The sequence below is a fragment of the Cognatilysobacter xinjiangensis genome, assembly GCF_014651995.1.
Classification (GTDB): Bacteria; Pseudomonadota; Gammaproteobacteria; order Xanthomonadales; family Xanthomonadaceae; genus Cognatilysobacter; species Cognatilysobacter xinjiangensis.
This window is the reverse complement of sequence record NZ_BMXY01000001.1, coordinates 1-15886: the sequence shown is the minus strand read 5'-3', so window position 1 is coordinate 15886 and position 15886 is coordinate 1. Positions and strand designations below refer to the sequence as shown.

At 70.8% G+C, this 15886-nt stretch carries 17 protein-coding genes; 3 read left to right on the top strand and 14 right to left on the bottom strand.

Annotated elements, in window-relative coordinates:
- Positions 1-11: 11 nt before the first annotated feature.
- From nrdR to glyA, 3 genes are read right to left on the bottom strand one after another with little or no spacing between them, the layout of a single operon-like run.
- Positions 12-536 carry a transcriptional regulator NrdR gene (gene nrdR / locus IE066_RS00085; RefSeq protein ID WP_189446306.1) on the bottom strand — a complete coding sequence of 175 codons (525 nt, stop codon included), beginning with the start codon at positions 534-536 and terminating at the stop codon, positions 12-14.
- Positions 536-1039, bottom strand: coding sequence for a hypothetical protein (locus IE066_RS00080; RefSeq protein WP_189446304.1), 504 nt, complete (start codon positions 1037-1039; stop codon positions 536-538). Before IE066_RS00080 ends, nrdR begins: the two co-directional genes overlap by 1 nt.
- Complete coding sequence (gene glyA / locus IE066_RS00075) at positions 1036-2298, bottom strand: serine hydroxymethyltransferase (protein ID WP_189446302.1); 1263 nt, start codon at positions 2296-2298, stop codon at positions 1036-1038. Before glyA ends, IE066_RS00080 begins: the two co-directional genes overlap by 4 nt.
- Positions 2299-2487: 189 nt before the next feature.
- Here glyA and ettA point away from each other — a divergent pair, with 189 nt between their 5' ends.
- Genes ettA through pyrF form a run of 3 tightly spaced genes read left to right on the top strand, consistent with a single transcriptional unit; the run spans position 2488 to position 5466 of the window.
- The gene (gene ettA, locus IE066_RS00070) at positions 2488-4146 is read left to right on the top strand and encodes an energy-dependent translational throttle protein EttA (protein ID WP_189446300.1); all 1659 of its coding nucleotides are present in this window, start codon (positions 2488-2490) and stop codon (positions 4144-4146) included.
- A 55-nt stretch (positions 4147-4201) separates the two neighbouring features.
- Positions 4202-4630: a hypothetical protein gene (locus tag IE066_RS00065; RefSeq protein ID WP_189446299.1), complete on the top strand. Its 429-nt coding sequence runs from the start codon at positions 4202-4204 to the stop codon at positions 4628-4630.
- Positions 4631-4653: 23 nt separating this feature from the next.
- Positions 4654-5466 carry an orotidine-5'-phosphate decarboxylase gene (pyrF, locus tag IE066_RS00060; protein WP_189446298.1) on the top strand — a complete coding sequence of 271 codons (813 nt, stop codon included), beginning with the start codon at positions 4654-4656 and terminating at the stop codon, positions 5464-5466.
- Here pyrF and pncB read toward each other — a convergent pair.
- The 11 genes from pncB to gspG all read right to left on the bottom strand — a co-directional run bounded on the left by pncB (position 5450) and on the right by gspG (position 15445).
- The gene (pncB, locus tag IE066_RS00055; RefSeq protein ID WP_189446297.1) at positions 5450-6634 is read right to left on the bottom strand and encodes a nicotinate phosphoribosyltransferase; all 1185 of its coding nucleotides are present in this window, start codon (positions 6632-6634) and stop codon (positions 5450-5452) included. The genes pyrF and pncB overlap by 17 nt on opposite strands.
- A 19-nt stretch (positions 6635-6653) precedes the next feature.
- Positions 6654-7490 (bottom strand): glycosyltransferase family 2 protein, encoded by an 837-nt coding sequence (locus tag IE066_RS00050; protein ID WP_189446296.1) that lies wholly within the window; start codon positions 7488-7490, stop codon positions 6654-6656.
- Between the two features lie 125 nt (positions 7491-7615).
- Positions 7616-9883: a type II secretion system secretin GspD gene (gene gspD / locus IE066_RS00045; protein ID WP_189446295.1), complete on the bottom strand. Its 2268-nt coding sequence runs from the start codon at positions 9881-9883 to the stop codon at positions 7616-7618.
- A gap of 17 nt (positions 9884-9900) precedes the next feature.
- Entirely contained in the window at positions 9901-10662 is a 762-nt protein-coding gene (locus IE066_RS00040) for a general secretion pathway protein GspN (RefSeq protein WP_189446294.1), read from the bottom strand.
- The gene (gene gspM, locus IE066_RS00035; protein ID WP_308427400.1) at positions 10652-11434 is read right to left on the bottom strand and encodes a type II secretion system protein GspM; all 783 of its coding nucleotides are present in this window, start codon (positions 11432-11434) and stop codon (positions 10652-10654) included. Before gspM ends, IE066_RS00040 begins: the two co-directional genes overlap by 11 nt.
- Positions 11431-12594: a PilN domain-containing protein gene (locus IE066_RS00030; RefSeq protein WP_229790603.1), complete on the bottom strand. Its 1164-nt coding sequence runs from the start codon at positions 12592-12594 to the stop codon at positions 11431-11433. The genes gspM and IE066_RS00030 overlap by 4 nt, the downstream gene beginning before the upstream one ends.
- Positions 12591-13424, bottom strand: a complete 834-nt coding sequence (locus IE066_RS00025) for a type II secretion system minor pseudopilin (RefSeq protein ID WP_189448644.1) — start codon at positions 13422-13424, stop codon at positions 12591-12593. Before IE066_RS00025 ends, IE066_RS00030 begins: the two co-directional genes overlap by 4 nt.
- A 44-nt stretch (positions 13425-13468) precedes the next feature.
- Positions 13469-14107: a prepilin-type N-terminal cleavage/methylation domain-containing protein gene (locus IE066_RS00020; protein WP_189446293.1), complete on the bottom strand. Its 639-nt coding sequence runs from the start codon at positions 14105-14107 to the stop codon at positions 13469-13471.
- Positions 14104-14511 (bottom strand): type II secretion system protein XpsI, encoded by a 408-nt coding sequence (gene xpsI / locus IE066_RS00015; protein WP_229790602.1) that lies wholly within the window; start codon positions 14509-14511, stop codon positions 14104-14106. Before xpsI ends, IE066_RS00020 begins: the two co-directional genes overlap by 4 nt.
- Positions 14512-14519: 8 nt before the next feature.
- Positions 14520-15008, bottom strand: coding sequence for a type II secretion system protein XpsH (gene xpsH, locus IE066_RS00010; protein WP_189446291.1), 489 nt, complete (start codon positions 15006-15008; stop codon positions 14520-14522).
- Positions 15005-15445, bottom strand: coding sequence for a type II secretion system major pseudopilin GspG (gene gspG / locus IE066_RS00005; RefSeq protein ID WP_189446290.1), 441 nt, complete (start codon positions 15443-15445; stop codon positions 15005-15007). The genes xpsH and gspG overlap by 4 nt, the downstream gene beginning before the upstream one ends.
- Positions 15446-15886: the final 441 nt, after the last annotated feature.

Genomic DNA, 15886 nt, shown 5'->3' with positions numbered 1-15886 from the left:
GGCCGGCGGCATCAGCGCCGACGCCCCTTCTCGGGCCTGGGCTCGTCCTCGCCCAGCAACGGCAGCTGGCCTTCCACGGGCGCCACGTCGCGCTCCAGCCGATCGAGTTCCTCGCGGAAATCGGCTACGTCCTCGAACGCGCGGTACACCGACGCGAAGCGCACGTAGGCCACGTGGTCGAGCTTGCGCAGCTCGCCCATCACGAATTCGCCGATGCGGCGCGACGGGACTTCGCGCTCGGTAGTCATGCGCAGCTGGTGCACGACCGCGCGCACCGCGGCTTCGATCTGCTCCTCGGCCACCGGGCGCTTCTGCAGCGCGCGATCGAAGCCGATGCGGAGCTTGCGCGCGTCGAAGGCCTCGCGCCGGCCATCGCTCTTGACGATGGTCGGCAGCTTGAGCTCGACGGTTTCCAGCGTGGAGAAGCGCTCGGCGCAGACCTCGCAGACACGGCGGCGACGGATCGTCGCGCCGTCCTCGGACACGCGCGAATCGATCACGCGCGTGTCCTGGTGCTGGCAGAAGGGGCAATGCATCAGGGCTTGCGCGGCGGCTCGCCGACGCGCCAGGTCACCAGCGCGACGCCCGTGCCGGCCGCGCCGTCGAACGTGGCCGCGCGGTAGCTGCCCTTCATCGCCGCCGCCTCGACCGGCGCCACGAGCGCCTGCGTCGACGCGCACAGCACCTTCGCGCGCAGCGGCTTGCCCTGCGCATCGACCAGTACCGCCGACGTGGCCACGCCCTGCCCGTTCTGCGCCGGCCAATCCACGCGGCCGAGGCTCACCGGCTGTGCCGGCGTGCGGCGCGCGGCCTGGGGCTGCGCCGGCCATTCGGCGCCGAACAGCTGACCCAGCGTGCGGCCGGCGGCCACGTCGACCTGGCCCGGCCGGCAGCGCATCGGCACGTCACGCATGCGCGGATCGGTGGCATCGCGCTGCGGCGCGGCGGGCGCGGCCACGGGCTTGGGCGGCGCCGGCTGCTGCGCGAAGGCGGCGGTGGAGAGAACGAGGCCGAGCGAGAACGGAATTGCGCGGATCATGACGCACCTCCATACACGGGGAACTTGCGGCACTGTGCCTTCACGGCCTCGGCGACCCGGGCGATCACCGCCTCGTCCTTCGGGCTGTCCAGCACGTCGGCGATCCAGTTGGCGAGGTCGACGCATTCGGTCTCGCCGTAGCCGCGCGTGGTCACCGCGGGGGTGCCCAGGCGCAGGCCCGAGGTGACGAACGGCGAGCGCGGATCGTTCGGCACCGAGTTCTTGTTGACGGTGATGTGCGCGCGGCCCAGCGCGGCTTCCGCGTCCTTGCCGCTGACGTCGCGGCCGATCATGTCGACCAGCATCAGATGGTTCTGCGTGCCGCCGGAAACGATGCGGTAGCCACGCTCGATCAGCGTCTTCGCCATCGCCTGCGCGTTCTTCACGACCTGCTGCTGGTAGGCCTTGAAGTCGCCATCCAGCGCTTCCTTGAACGCCACCGCCTTGGCCGCGATCACGTGCATCAGCGGGCCGCCCTGGATGCCGGGGAACACGATGCTCTGCAGCTTCTTGGTCAGCTCTTCCGACGGATTCTTGGCAACGATGATGCCGCCGCGCGGGCCGCGCAGGGTCTTGTGCGTGGTCGACGTCACCACGTGCGCGTGCGGCAGCGGCGACGGATACACGCCCGCGGCGACGAGGCCGGCGATGTGCGCCATGTCGACGAAGAACAGCGCGCCGACGGAATCGGCGATCTCGCGCATGCGCGCCCAGTCGACGATCTGCGAGTACGCGGAGAAGCCGGCGACGAGCATCTTCGGCTTGTGCTCCTGCGCGAGGCGCTCGACCTCGGCGTAGTCGATCAGGCCGTTCTCGTCGACGCCGTACTGCACGGCGTTGTAGATCTTGCCGGACAGGTTCACCTTCGCGCCGTGCGTGAGGTGGCCGCCATGCGCGAGGCTCATGCCGAGAATCGTGTCGCCCGGATTGAGCAGCGCAAAGTAGACGGCCTGGTTGGCCTGGCTGCCCGAGTGCGGCTGCACGTTCGCGTAGTCGGCGTCGAACAGCTGCTTGCAGCGGTCGATCGCGAGCTGCTCGGCGACGTCGACGTATTCGCATCCACCGTAGTAGCGCTTGCCGGGATAGCCCTCGGCATACTTGTTGGTCAGCACCGAGCCCTGGGCTTCGAGCACGCGCGGGCTGGCGTAGTTCTCCGACGCGATCAGCTCGACGTGGTCCTCCTGGCGCCGCGCCTCGTTCGCGATGGCCTGCGCCAGTTCGGGGTCGAATCCTTCGATACGGGCATCGCGAGCGAACATCGGGGGCTCCGGAGGGGGTCGGTCGGACGTGAATTCTAGCCCGCCGCGCCACCGGGCCGGGCCCGCCCGTGGGCCGCGGGCCTTATAATTTCGGGCTATTCCGAATCCTCGCGGCCCCTGCCCCCGTGCAGGCGGCCGCCGCCTGCCCCACGCGGCGCCATGCGCCGTCCGACCGGAGCCCCGAGCCCCATGCAGTACATCTACACGATGAACGGCGTCAGCAAGACCGTTCCTCCGAAGCGCCAGATCATCAAGGACATCTCGCTGTCGTTCTTCCCGGGCGCCAAGATCGGCCTGCTGGGCCTGAACGGCGCGGGCAAGTCCACCGTGCTCAAGATCATGGCGGGCGTCGACACCGATTTCTCGGGTGAGGCGCGCCCGCAGCCCGGCATCAAGGTCGGCTACCTCGCGCAGGAGCCGGAGCTGAATCCCGAGCACACCGTGCGCCAGGCGGTCGAGGAAGGCCTTGGCGAGATCATCAACGCGCAGGCCGCGCTGGAAGCCGTGTACGCGGCCTACGCCGAGGAAGGCGCGGATTTCGACGCGCTGGCCAAGGAGCAGGAACGCCTCGAAGCGATCCTCGCCGCGGGCGACGCGCACACGCTGGAGAACCAGCTCGAAGTGGCCGCCGACGCGCTGCGCCTGCCGCCGTGGGACGCGATCGTCGGCAAGCTGTCGGGCGGCGAGAAGCGCCGCGTCGCGCTGTGCCGCCTGCTGCTGCAGAAGCCGGACATGCTGCTGCTCGACGAGCCGACCAACCACCTCGACGCCGAATCGGTCGAATGGCTGGAGCAGTTCCTCGCGCGCTACACCGGCACCGTGGTGGCGGTGACGCACGATCGCTACTTCCTCGACAACGCCGCCGAGTGGATCCTCGAGCTCGACCGCGGCCGCGGCATTCCGTGGAAGGGCAACTACACCGAGTGGCTCGTCCAGAAGGAAGAGCGCCTCAAGCAGGAAGAGAACCAGGAAAAGGCGCGCCAGAAGGCGATCCAGAAGGAACTGGAATGGGCGCGCAGCAACGCGAAGGGCGGCCGCTCGAAGGGCAAGGCGCGCCTTGCGCGCATCGAGGAGCTGCAGTCGGTCGACTACCAGCGCCGCAACGAAACCAACGAGATCTTCATCCCGCCGGGCGAGCGCCTCGGCCAGAAGGTCATCGAGTTCAAGAACGTGTCGAAGAAGTTCGGCGACCGCCTGCTGATCGACGACCTCTCGTTCTCGGTGCCGCCGGGCGCGATCGTCGGCATCATCGGCCCGAACGGCGCAGGCAAGTCGACGCTGTTCAAGATGATCACCGGCAGGGAGCAGCCGGATTCGGGTTCGATCGACATCGGCCCGACCGTCAAGCTCGCCTACGTCGACCAGAGCCGTGACACGCTGGAAGGCAACCACAACGTCTTCCAGGAAGTGTCGGGCGGCCTCGACATCCTCAACATCAACGGCATCGAGATCCAGTCGCGCGCCTACATCGGCCGCTTCAACTTCAAGGGCCAGGACCAGCAGAAGATCGTCAGCACCCTTTCGGGCGGCGAGCGCGGACGACTGCACATGGCCAAGACGCTGCTGCAGGGCGGCAACGTGCTGCTGCTCGACGAACCGTCGAACGACCTCGACATCGAGACGCTGCGCGCGCTCGAGGACGCGCTGCTCGAGTTCCCGGGCAACACGTTCGTGATCTCGCACGACCGCTGGTTCCTCGACCGCATCGCCACGCACATCCTCGCCTTCGAAGGCGACTCGCACGTCGAGTTCTTCCAGGGCAACTACCGCGAGTACGAGGAAGACAAGAAGCGTCGCCTCGGCCAGGACGCAGGCCCGCACCGCCTGCGCTTCAAGGCGCTCAAGTAATCGCGATAGCCCCACGCCCGCCTTCCCGGCGGGCGTCTCGCATGCGGAGTTCGACATGGCACCGGACGTCAATCGAATACTCGTGCTCGCCGCTGCGCTCAGCGCGCTCGCGGCGCTGCTGCATGTCGCGGTGATCGCGGGCGGGCCGGACTGGTACCGGTTCTTCGGCGCGGGCGAGCGAATGGCACGCCTGGCGGAGGCACGCAGCGTGGTGCCGGCCGTCGTCACCCTCGGCATCGCACTGATCCTGGCGGCGTGGTCGGTCTACGCCGCATCCGCCGCGGGGCTGCTGCGGCCGCTGCCGCTCACCGCGGCCGCGCTCGTCGCGATCACCGCGGTGTACGTGCTGCGCGGCCTCGCGCTCGTGCCGGTCGCGCTGATGCCGGCCCTGCGCACGTCCTTCAACCTCTGGAGCTCCGCGATCTGCCTCGCGATCGGCCTTGTGCATGCCGTCGGCCTTTGGCAGGTGTGGAAGCGCCTCTGACGATCGATTCCGGGAGACGACCGATGAGCTTCATGACCGCCCTGCGCGAGCGCTGGCAGACCGCCAACACACTGGTCTGCGTCGGCCTCGACCCCGAGCCCGCGAAATTCCCGGCGCGCTTCGCCAACGATCCCGACTCCGTCTTCGCCTTCTGCCGCGACATCGCCGACGCCACGGCCGATTACGCCTGCGCCTTCAAGCCACAGATCGCGCACTTCGCCGCGCTGGGCGCGGAAAATGCACTCGAGCGACTGATCGCACACATCAAGTCGAACCACCCGGCCATCCCGGTGATCCTCGACAGCAAGCGCGGCGACATCGGCAGCACCGCGCAGCACTACGCGACCGAAGCCTTCGACCGGTACGGCGCGGATGCGGTCACCGCCAACCCGTATCTCGGTCACGACGCGCTGCAGCCGTTCCTCGATCGCGCAGACCGCGGCGTGATAATCCTCTGCCGCACGTCGAACCCGGGCGCCGGCGAACTGCAGGACCTGCTCGTCGCCGGCCGCCCGCTGTACCAGCACGTGGCCGAGAAGGCGGCGGTCGAGTGGAACTCGAACGGCAACATCGCGCTCGTCGTCGGCGCGACGTGGCCGGAGCAGCTCGCGGACGTGCGTGCACTGGTGAAGGACATGCCGCTGCTGGTGCCCGGCGTCGGCGCTCAGGGCGGCAATGCCGCCGCGGTGGTATCGAACGCGAAGTCCGCCGACGGCACCGGGCTGATGATCAGCTCCTCGCGCGCCGTGCTCTACGCATCGCACGGAGACGATTACGCCGAAGCGGCCGCGACCGCGGCACGCGCGCTACGCGACGCGATCAATCCGCATCGCTGACCGGTTCCGGTGGCAGGCCGAACACCTGCCGCAGGTAGGCCATGTAGCCGGGATCGCCGCCCATGCCCTTGCCGGGCGAATCGCTGATCTTCGCCACCGGCTGGCCGTTGCACTCGACCATCTTGATGACGACGTTGATCGGCTTCGGCCCGAGGTCGTTGGTGAGATTGGTGCCGATGCCGAACGCGAGCTTGGAGCGCGCGCCGAAGCGTTCGTGCAGACGCAGCACGAGCTCGGCATCGAGGCTGTCGCTGAATACCAATGTCCGCTGGCGCGGGTCGATTCGATGCTGCTCGAAGTGCGCGATCACGCGCTCGGCCCATTCGAACGGATCGCCCGAGTCGTGGCGCACGCCGTCGAAGAGCTTGCAGAAGTAGAGATCGAAATCGCGCAGGAACGCAGCCAGCCCGACGACGTCCGACAGCGCCACGCCGAGATCGCCGCGGTACTCGTGCACCCACGCTTCCAGCGCCGCCTTCTGCGAATCGACCAGCCGCGGGCCCAGCGCCTGGAACGCCTGCAGGAACTCGTGCGCCATCGTGCCGTGCGGCGTCATGTCGTAGCGACGCGCGAATTCGACATTGCTGGTGCCGGCGAAGCGCGCACCGAGGCCGTCGCGCAGGATCGGCAGGATCTTCGCGTGCCAGTCGTGCGAGTAGCGCCGCCGCGTGCCGAAGTCGGACACCGTGCAGTCGGGCAGCGCCTGCAGGCGCTCGATCTTGGCTTGCAGGTGTCGCAGTCCCTCGGCCTCGTCGGCGGGCGGTTGGTGGCGGAACCAGACCTCGTTGACGATGGCCAGCAACGGCACCTCGAACGGGATCGTGTGCAGCCAAGGCCCCTCGATCTCCAGCCCGATGCCGCCCGAGGCGCCCGGCACCGCCTCGAGCCGCACGTAGCGCGCGTCGAGCTGGAACAGACGCAGGAAATCGACGAAATCGGTCTTGATGTAGCGCAGGCCGCGCAGATACGCGAGTTCGTCGTCGGCAAAGCGCAGCGTGCACAGCGCGTCGATCTCGGCGCGGATCTCGTCGATGAAGGGCGACAGATCGACGCCCGGCGTGCGGCAGCGGAAGCGGTACGCGACCTGCGCGGCCGGGTGCTGGTGCAGCACCGCCTGCATCATCGTGAACTTGTAGAGGTCGGTATCCAGCAGCGACCGGATGATCATGCGCCCGCGCCCTCGTCGATCAGCGGCCTGCGAGTATCGACAGGGTGATCGACAGCGCGCGTGAAGCGAAGCGCGCCGAGATCGCGGCAAAGACGCCCGCGCGCACCAGCAGCCCGCGACGCGGTGCTTCGAAGCGCGCGAAGTAGCGCCACAGGCCGCGATGCTTGTGCCACTCGACGAAATACGGCCGCGCGCGGCTCGACACGCCGCGGATGTGCACCACGCGCACGTCGTTGGCGATCGCGACGTCGCCACCGGCGTCGCGTACGCGGCGGCAGAGGTCGAGGTCCTCGGCGTGCAGGCGGTAGCCCTCGTCGAAACCGCCGATGCGCTCGAACAGCGCCCGCGGCAGCAGCATCAACGCGCCCGATACCGCGTCCACACGCTGCAGCGGCGAACCGTCCGAAGGCAGCGATAGATCGGTGCCGCGGCCCGCGAGCATCGCGCCGAACTCGGGATCGCGCCGGCGCGCGGCCGGGTCGGGCATGCCCTCTTCGTCGACCAGTTCGCAGCCGAGGAGCACGGGCGTGCCGCCGGCGAGATCGCGAAGGCGTGCGAGCGTGTCGGGCTCGACCATGCAATCGGGATTCACGAATGCCAGCCAAGGCGCGTGCGCGGCGCGCGCGCCCTGGTTGCAGGCAACCGCGAAGCCGGGATTGTCCGGGTTGGCGATGAACTTCAGGCGCGGCTCGCCCGCGGCGATGCGCTGCACGATCGCAAGCGTGCCGTCGTCGGAACCGTTGTCGACCACGCGGATCTGCGCGACGCCGTCCGCCGCGCGCAGCCGCTGCAGGCAGAGCTCGATCGTCTCGGCGCTCTGGTAAGTGACGACGACGGCGGCGATGGCGTCGTTCATGGCGTGGCAATGCGGTGCAGGTCGATCAGCGCAGTGCGGGCGTGGCGCATTCGCATCCGTGCATGGCCGCGATGCGAGGCGACGCCCGGCGCGCCGCCCACGGGCGGACGCGGGGCGTGCACGACTCAGCGCACCTCGGTGCCGGTGGACTTCGGCTTGCGGTGCAGCGGCTCCATCGCGCGGAAGCGCTGCGTGTACTCGTCGGTGAGGTTGCGCACTTCCTGCGGGTTGCGCACGACCGTTGGCGTGAGCAGCACGATCACCTCGTTGCGGTCGGTGCGCGAGCTCTGCCGGCCGAACAGCCCGCCGACGATCGGAATGCGGCTCAGCCCCGGCACGCCCGACGAGCCCTTGGTCACGCCGTCGCTGATGAGGCCCGCGAGCATGATGGTGTCGCCGCTCTGAACCGCGGTTTCCGTCTTCACCTTGCGCGTATTGATCGTGACGTTGCGTGCATTCGCGTCGCGAGCGCCGGGCGAGCTGACCTCCTGCACGATGTCGAGGAACACCATGCCGTCGCGGGTAATCCGCGGACGCACCTTCAGGATCACACCGGTGTCGAGGTACTGCACCTGGCTGTAGGTGGTACCGGTGCCGTTGCCCGGATCGACCGTCACCGATTCGATCGGAATGCGGCTGCCGACGTTGAGCGTGGCTTCGGCGTTGTTGCGCACGAAGACCGAGGGCGACTGCAGCAGCTGCAGGTCGGTAACTTCGTCGAGCGCGCTGATCACCGCCGCGGCATTGCGGCCGAGGAACGTCCACGCGAGACCGGGATTGGCGACGTCGCCCGGGCGCAGGCTGCCGCGCAGGTCGCCCCAGAAGCCTCGCCCGGCCGCGTTCGGAAGGCCCGCGCCGCCGCTGGCCACCGGATCGCTCACCGCCTGCTCGAAGAACCAGTTGACGCCGTACTGCAGCGCGCCGGAGAGCTGTACCTCGACGACCTGCGCCTCGATGTGCACCTGCATCGGCATCACGTCGAGACGCTCGATGACGTCGCGGATCGACTTCCAGGCCTGCGGCGTCGCGCGCACCAGCAACGAGTTGGTTTCGTCCACCGCCGACACACCGACGCGCTGGCCGTCGACTTCGAGGCTCACGCTGCCGTTGCCGCCGCTGCGCGGATTGAGCGACAGCGTCGACGTCATGCCATTGCCGCCGGTGCCCGTGCCGGTGTCGCCGGTCGTGCCTGAATCGCTGCCGCCGATGCTCGCGGTCGCGCCGTCGTCGGTATCGCGCAGCTCGGTGGCCTCAACGCCGGGCATCAGCGTCGGCCGCCCGCCGGTGTCGCCGCCGCCACTGCGGCTGCCGCCGCCGAACACTTCCGACAGGCGATCGGCCAGGTCCTTGGCCTTGATGTACTTGAGCTCGTAGGAGAACAGGCGCGCGTCGCCGCCCGCGCCGTCGATACGCTCGAGCCACTGCTGGATGTCGTCGAGGTAGTCGGCCTGCGGCGTGATCACCAGCACCGCGTTCGCGCCTTCCAGCGGCATGAAGCGGAACATCCCGGCCACCGGCGACTTGCTCTGCTCGCCGAACACGCGCTCGAGGTCGGCGACCACGCGGCTGGCGCGGCCCGACTGCAGCGGGAACACGCCCACCGACATGCCCGACAGCCAGTCGACGTCGAACGTCTCGATGGTGCGCAGGTAGTTCTCGAGCTCGGTGCGCGTGCCCGCTACGGTGATCACGTTGCGCGCGTTGTCGACGGTGACGATCGCGTTCGGACGCGCATACGGCTTGAGGATCTTCTCCATCTCCGTCGCCGACACGTACTTCAGCGGCACGGTGCGCGCCTCGAAACCACGCGCGGTGGAGGCCGGGCCGGTGCGCGGCGCGACGGTGCCGGCGATCGCCTGGTCGGCCGGCACGATGTTGTAGCGCCCGCCGCTGTAGACCATGCGCGCGTTGTTCCAGCCCAGCACCATGTCGAGCAGGTTCAGCGCCTCGGCGGGGCTGACCGCTTTCGGCGTGCCCAGCGTCACCGTGCCCTGCACGCCCGGCGCGATCACGTAGTTCTGCCCGAGCATGTCGCCGAGGATGGCCTTGACCACGCCCTGCAGCGATTCGCCCTCGAAGTTGAAGCGCGCCTCGCCCGAGCTGCCGCCGAGGTTGGACGGCGGGGCGCTGGCGACGCGGCGGTTGATCACCTCGCCGGTGCCGCGGCGGATCTGCGCGCGCGGCGCGGCATCGGCCTCGGGCGCGCCGAGCGGCGTCGTCGTGACGCCATCGGCGGCGGTGGCCGACGAGGTGCCCGCGACCGGGCCGTCGAGCCGGCCCTCGCGCTGGAGCGTAGGCACCGGCGCGGTGGCGCAGCCGGCGAGCGTCGCGGCGATGGTCAGCGCGATGAGGCTCTGGCGCAGGACCGGGCGGAAGGCGGGAACGGGCGTCATCGGGGTCATCGCGGGGCTCAGCGGGTCGCGGGCGCGGGCGGCGCGACCGTGGCGGGGGGATTGGCGTTCTGCGCGCGGCGGCGCATCTCTTCGCGGCGCGCTTCGATGCGCTGGCGGATCTGGTCGATCTGCTGCGGATCCGGCATGGAGGCGGCGTCGGCCATGGGCGGCGTCGGCGTGGACGGCATCGGTGCGGGGCGGGCGGTGGCGCCCGATGGCGGCGCGCCCGGCATGCCCGGCGGCGGCGCGGCCGAGGCCGACGGGGGCTCGCCGCCCTTGCCGTCGAACACGCGCAATGCGAGTTCCTTGCGGCCTTCCGGCCCCTGGAATACCGCGCTGCGCGGCGCGAGGTCGACCAGCGTCCATGACGGCAACGCATCCGGCGCCTCGCCGAGCTTCACCCGCCAGGACTCGCTGCCATCGGGCTTCTGCACGATGGCGATGCGCACCTGCGGGGTGATCAGCACGCTGGTCAGCACGAGGTCGAAGCTCGGCGCCGCCTCGGCCTGCCCGTCGACGTTCGGCAGCAGGAAGGCGTGCGGACGGCGATCGGTGGCGAACAGCGGGCGCGCGACGATCTGGTCGTACTGCGCGAACGGGCCGAGCGTGGGCGGGGCCTGTTCCGGCAGTTCCGGCAGGCGGCTGCCCTCGATGGTGCCGCTCTCGCCGTCCGGCAGTTCGCGGCCCATGCCGGCGAGCGCGAGCACCCAGGCAAGCACCGCCCAGCCGGCGAATACGCCGAGCAGCAGCGTGCGCGGGGCGATGTCGTCAAGGCGCACCGGGGCCTCCCGTCATGCCGGCCGGTAAAGCGGGCGTCGGTGCGGCCGGAACGGGCGCGCCCGGCGCGGCACCGGGCATGCCGGCGGGCGCCGGCGTCGCGGGCGTCGGCATCGCCGGGACGGGCATCGCGGCGGGCGGCGCGGTGGTCCCCGCCGTCCCGGCGGGCCGCAGGTAGCCGACGAGATCGAAACTCACGTCGATGCCACCGTTGTTGCCACTGCCACTACCACTGCCGGGCATTCCGCCGTCCGACTGCAGTAAGAAGCGCTGCGCGAGCACATTGAGGTTCTCGACGAACAGCCGCGGCGTGCCGGCCTCGAGCGCATGCAGCACCACCCCGAGTTCCGGCGTGCCGCAGCGCAGGCGCACCTGCACGGCCACGCGGGTGTAGGGCTCGCGGCCCTCGCCCTGCAGGGGCGAGCGGTTGCTGATCTGGCAGCTGCGATTGCCGGGGCTGGCCTGCGCCACCACGGTCTCGAGGCGCTGCACGAGGCCGGCCATCGCCAGCTCGGCCGTCGCCTCGGGCAGGAAACCCGGGCGCGTCGCCAGGCGCTGCTGCGCGTCCTGCAGGCGGGTGCGTACTGCCGGCGCCTGCGCGACCGCCGCGGCGAGGCGCGCGCGACGTTCCTGCAACTGCGCGATGTCGGCATCGACCGCGCGCATCGGCACGGTCCACCACGGATGGATCAGCACGCCGTAGGCGAGCAGCAGCGCCGCGACCAGCAGGCCCAGCGCGAGCCAGCGCTCGCGGTCGGTGACGACGGGCGTCACCGCGTGCCTCCCGCGTTCGCGGCGTTCGCGGCGGGCGCTGGCGCGCGGCCCAGCTGCGCGGTCAGCGTGAAGCCCTCGCGGCGCGACTGCGGATCGGGCTGCAGCGCGCCGGCGAACGCAGGCGAGCGCCACAACGTCGAGCCTTCGAGCTGCGCGATCAGCGCCGGCGCCTGGTTGCTGAAGCCGATCAGCGTGAGGCGGTCGCCTTCCATCGCCAGCTTTTCCAGATAGGTGCCGTCCGGCAGGCGCCGGCTCAGTTCGTCCATCACCTCGATCGCGGTCGGCGTCTCCGCGCGGCGGCGGTCGAGGAAGGCCTGGCCGGCGACGAGGTCGACCAGCGCCTGACGTTCCTGCGCGGCCAGGCGAGCCGGACGCGCGAGATCGTCCACTTCGGCCTTGAGCGCGGCCGCGGCCTCGCGTCGGTTGTCGAGCACGGTGGCGAGCATCGCCGCGAACGCGACCACCCCGACCGCTAGCAGCACGCGGTTCCACAGGCGCCAGGGATCGCGCTGGCGGCCGCGTGCACCGGCGTCCAGAAGATTCGCGCCGCGCGGCTGGCCCGTCGCGTCGAGCACGTCGATACCGGCGAGGCGCCCGGCCAGCGGGCCGAGCGCGGCCAGCACGGGTTCGGCGCGCAGCCGCGGCGTGGCCACGAGTTCGACGTCGAGCTGGCCGTCAGGGCGCAGGCCGACGAGGCGCGCGTCGTAGAGCACGTCGTCGGCGGCGAACGGGGTCTGGCGGTCGATCTCGAAGCGCATCACGTCGCGCAGGCGATCGGCGGCGGCGGCGGGCAGCGCGAGGCGGCGCACCAGCACGCTCGTGGGGGGCAGCGCCAGCCAGCGCGGCAGGTCGAGAGCGGTCGGGCCGAGCACACTGGCGAGCGGATCGTCGACTGGCAGGTCGACCGGGGGCGGCAGCAGGCCGAGCTCGTGCAGCTCGCCGTCGCGATGCAGGCGCAACTGCACCTGCCCGTCGTCGCGCGGCATCAGCAGCAGGCGCCCGCGATCGACGCCGAGCGCGCGGCGCATGCGCAGCGGCAGCCAGGCGGCGAGCGCGCGGCCCCACCAGGCGAGCAGGCCGCGCAGGCTCGTCGCCTGCGGTCCGAGACGCGCGGCAAGGCGCCCGAGGCCGCGCATGCGGCCTTCCAGAACCGACGTCATCGTGACTGAGCCCCCTCCTCCCACCGCAGCGGCGTGTAGGCCATTCCGGGAACGGAACCGCCCCCGATACGGACCACGGCGGCGAGCGTGGCAGTGCGTCCGCCACGGAGCCGGGCCGTGCTCTCGATACTATACGTTCCGCTTCCGGACGCCTGAAGGCCGCCGATTCCCGGGATGCCCGGCATGGGCTGGCCGCGCGACGGATCCCAGGCCTCGCGCCGCTGCACGATGTCCTTGCCGTCCAGTCCCATCGCGGTCAGCACGGGGGCCGAGGCGAACGCCGTCTCCGGCCGCGCCCGCCCGCTGTAGACGGTCACGTGCGGGAGCAGCCGTCGCACGTCGTCGGCGGCGAAGCCCAGCACCTGCAGCAACTCGGCGCTGCTCTCGAACTCGGCGTCCTTGGCGCCCCAGGGCAGTCCGGCGGACGCGTAGTCCGGGTCCTCGGCGCCACCGGAGGGCTGCGTGAGCGGATCGGGGTCGCGCCAGTCGATCACCGCGCCGGCCAGCTTCTCGGCGCGCGTTCGCGCGATGCCCACCGCCTCCATCAGCCCGACCAGCAATCCGTTGTCGGCCTGGTTGAGGTCGACCTTGGCGTCCTCGTCGACCAGCCGCACCTCGACGCCCGCGTCGGCGAAGTTCCAGCGATAGGTGCGGCCGTCGGGACGCCACTGGCGCCGCGGATCGGTCTCGCCGACGCGCGTCAGCGCGTATTCCAGGCCCGCGCGCGCGGCCTGCTCGGCCTGCACGCCGTCGACCAGCGCGCGGGCCTGCAGGTTCTCCGTGCGCGCGGTCAGCGAGAACGCGCCGACCAGTGCGATCAGCAGCACCATCAACCACAGCACCAGCAGCAGCGCGGCACCGCGCGCATCGCGCCTCACTGCGGCACCCCGGTGGCATAGGCGCCGGCCAGGCGAGGTGCGACCGTCAGCACGGGCCAGGCTCGGCCGTCGTTGCCCGTGATGCGGACCTGCACGAGCAGCGGCAACTGCTCGATCGCGGTCCATTCGTCGCGCCATTCGCCCAGCGCGCCGTTTTCGCCGAGGCCGCGGTAGCGGAATTCGACGCGACGCAGGTCGTCGGCCAGCAGCTCGGGGGCTCGCTCGCGTTCGGGCACCGGCAGGCCGGCCTGCACGACGGCGAGATCGAGCATCAGCCGCACGCCGTCGCCCGCGGGCCGGCGCTCGATGCGCAGGTCGTGCACGCTGGGGCCGCCGCGTCCGATGTAATCCGGCAGGTCGGCGACGAAACGCATGCGGTCGCGCTCGCCGGAAAAGCGGATCGGCAGTCCATTGGCCTCTTCCACGCCGAACGGCACCGCCCGCGCGCCCGCCAGCCGGCGCCGCAGGAAACCTTCCACCGCGCGGATGTGCTCGTTCTCGCGCGCGACCTCCTCGCCGCGCCGCGCCGCGCCCGTCGCGCCGGTGATGGTCGCGAAGGCGAGCGTGAGCCCTGCCGCGAGCAGCACCGTCGCGATCAGCACCTCGACCAGCGTGAAGCCGCGCGCGCGCCTCATGTCGTCGGCCCCGCCGCATTGGCCGGCACCAGTCGCAGCGATCGCAGCTCGAAACGTTCGCGTGCGCCGCCCGCGCCCCATTGCAACGTCAGGTCGACGGTGAACAGCGCGGGCGCGGCGGGATCGACGGGCTGCCCGACGCGGGTCGGGTCCTCGAAGCGGCGCACGCGCATCGTCCAGCGATAGCGCCCGTCCTCCAGCGCGCCGCTGCGTTCGCCCTCCCTCCACGGGCCGTCGAGGTCCGCCTGCTCAAGCACCGACTGCGCGAGCAGCGCGGCGCGCCCGGCATCGGCCGACCAGCGCACCTGGCGGCTCGCGTTGGTCAGCGTGCCGAGCAGCAGCGTCAGCGCGAGCGCGAGCACCGCGAACGCGACGATCACCTCGATCAGCGTGTAGCCGCGCATGCACCGCATCAACGCTGCGCCTCCGCGCGCGCGAGCTTCACCTCACCCGTCAGCCAGGCGACATCCACGTTCCAGGCCGCCGTTTCGCGCGAGAGCTGCACGCGGCCGCCGGTGGACGCGCCGTCGGCGAAGAACAGGATCGCGCCCTCGCCGCGCGCCGGCCGGTCATGCCGCGCGCCGGTGAACGCGACACGAAGCGACTCGGGGATCTCACCGTTGCGCTCGCCCGCCGCGCTCCAGACGTGCCGCTGCGGATCGATCACGAAGCGCTGCGTCTGCCCGGTGGCGATCGCGCGCGTGCGCGTGAAGCGCAGCTGCGCGGCGATTTCCTTCGCCGACGAGCGCAGTTGCATGCCCTTGAAGCCGCCGCCCATCGCCGCGGCGGCCAGCAGGCTCATCACCGCGACCAGCGTGATCACGATGACGATCTCGATGAGCGACACGCCGCGCGCACGACGGGCGGGCGGTGCCGGCCGGCGTCGCGCGCGGTAGATCATTCGTAGCGCACGTCGCCGTCGTAACTGCTGCCGCCGGGCTTGCCGTCCTTGCCCAGGATCACCAGGTCGAACGCACGGCCGTCCTCGCCCGGGGCGCGGTAGCTGATCGCATTGCCCCACGGATCCTTGAGCTCGGGCTCCTTCGCGTACGGGCCGAGCCAGCCCGCGGCGCCCTGCGGCTGCGAAACCAGCTCGGACAGCGAGCCCGGCAGGCGGCCGGTATCCATCTGGAACTGCTCGACCTTGCCCGCCAGCGTCTGCACCTGCGACTTGGCGAGGTTCGCCTTCGCGCGATCGGCGCCACCGAGGATGCGACTGCCGACGAAGGTCAGCACGATGCCGATCAGCACGATCACGATGATGATCTCGATCAGGCTCATGCCGCGCTGCAGCGCGCGGCGTGCGGGCGAGCGGGTCAGGGAACGGCGGTTGCGCATGGCGGCGTGACTCGGGGGAAAGGCGAACTGTTTACCAAATTCGCGACGTGAAGCGCGAATGCTGGCCGGATTGTTCAGGGTGTCTCGTCGGAGCTGCAGGGCTCGGACCGTGCAGGGCGAAACCGGTTCCGCGCTTGGTTCGAAGCGTCAGGTCGTGCTGCGGAGTCGGAGCGGGATGAGGCGGCCGGCAGTCGGCTCGGCTCCAGTGCCTTGCAGTCTCTCCCGGGGGCGGTCGCTTCACGTACGTCGCGCGGTCGGGCATGAGGTCGTCGAGATCCGTTACGACGCTTCCGTTCGTGCGCGACGCTCGAAGCGCGGTGGTGCGACGCGGCAGTGCGCGCCTTCGGTCGGTGGTTAGCTGCGATCTGATGCGTCGCTTCCGGCCCGGCGCAGCGCGCCGGGCGTTCGCGATGCCCACGCGGCGATGCGCGCCTGCGGATG

Excerpts from the sequence above, each read along its gene's own strand:
- xpsH (WP_189446291.1), bottom strand. The coding sequence starts at position 15,008 with ATGATCTACCGCGCGCGACGCCGGCCGGCACCGCCCGCCCGTCGTGCG.
- IE066_RS00080 (WP_189446304.1), bottom strand. The coding sequence starts at position 1,039 with ATGATCCGCGCAATTCCGTTCTCGCTCGGCCTCGTTCTCTCCACCGCC.
- IE066_RS00050 (WP_189446296.1), bottom strand. The coding sequence starts at position 7,490 with ATGAACGACGCCATCGCCGCCGTCGTCGTCACTTACCAGAGCGCCGAG.
- IE066_RS00025 (WP_189448644.1), bottom strand. The coding sequence starts at position 13,424 with ATGGTGCTGCTGATCGCACTGGTCGGCGCGTTCTCGCTGACCGCGCGC.
- xpsI (WP_229790602.1), bottom strand. The coding sequence starts at position 14,511 with ATGCGCGGCTACACGCTGATCGAGGTGATCGTCGCGTTCGCGGTGCTC.
- IE066_RS00065 (WP_189446299.1), top strand. The coding sequence starts at position 4,202 with ATGGCACCGGACGTCAATCGAATACTCGTGCTCGCCGCTGCGCTCAGC.
- ettA (WP_189446300.1), top strand. The coding sequence starts at position 2,488 with ATGCAGTACATCTACACGATGAACGGCGTCAGCAAGACCGTTCCTCCG.
- gspG (WP_189446290.1), bottom strand. The coding sequence starts at position 15,445 with ATGCGCAACCGCCGTTCCCTGACCCGCTCGCCCGCACGCCGCGCGCTG.
- gspD (WP_189446295.1), bottom strand. The coding sequence starts at position 9,883 with ATGACGCCCGTTCCCGCCTTCCGCCCGGTCCTGCGCCAGAGCCTCATC.
- pncB (WP_189446297.1), bottom strand. The coding sequence starts at position 6,634 with ATGATCATCCGGTCGCTGCTGGATACCGACCTCTACAAGTTCACGATG.
- pyrF (WP_189446298.1), top strand. The coding sequence starts at position 4,654 with ATGAGCTTCATGACCGCCCTGCGCGAGCGCTGGCAGACCGCCAACACA.
- IE066_RS00030 (WP_229790603.1), bottom strand. The coding sequence starts at position 12,594 with ATGACGTCGGTTCTGGAAGGCCGCATGCGCGGCCTCGGGCGCCTTGCC.
- glyA (WP_189446302.1), bottom strand. The coding sequence starts at position 2,298 with ATGTTCGCTCGCGATGCCCGTATCGAAGGATTCGACCCCGAACTGGCG.
- IE066_RS00020 (WP_189446293.1), bottom strand. The coding sequence starts at position 14,107 with ATGAGGCGCGCGCGCGGCTTCACGCTGGTCGAGGTGCTGATCGCGACG.
- nrdR (WP_189446306.1), bottom strand. The coding sequence starts at position 536 with ATGCATTGCCCCTTCTGCCAGCACCAGGACACGCGCGTGATCGATTCG.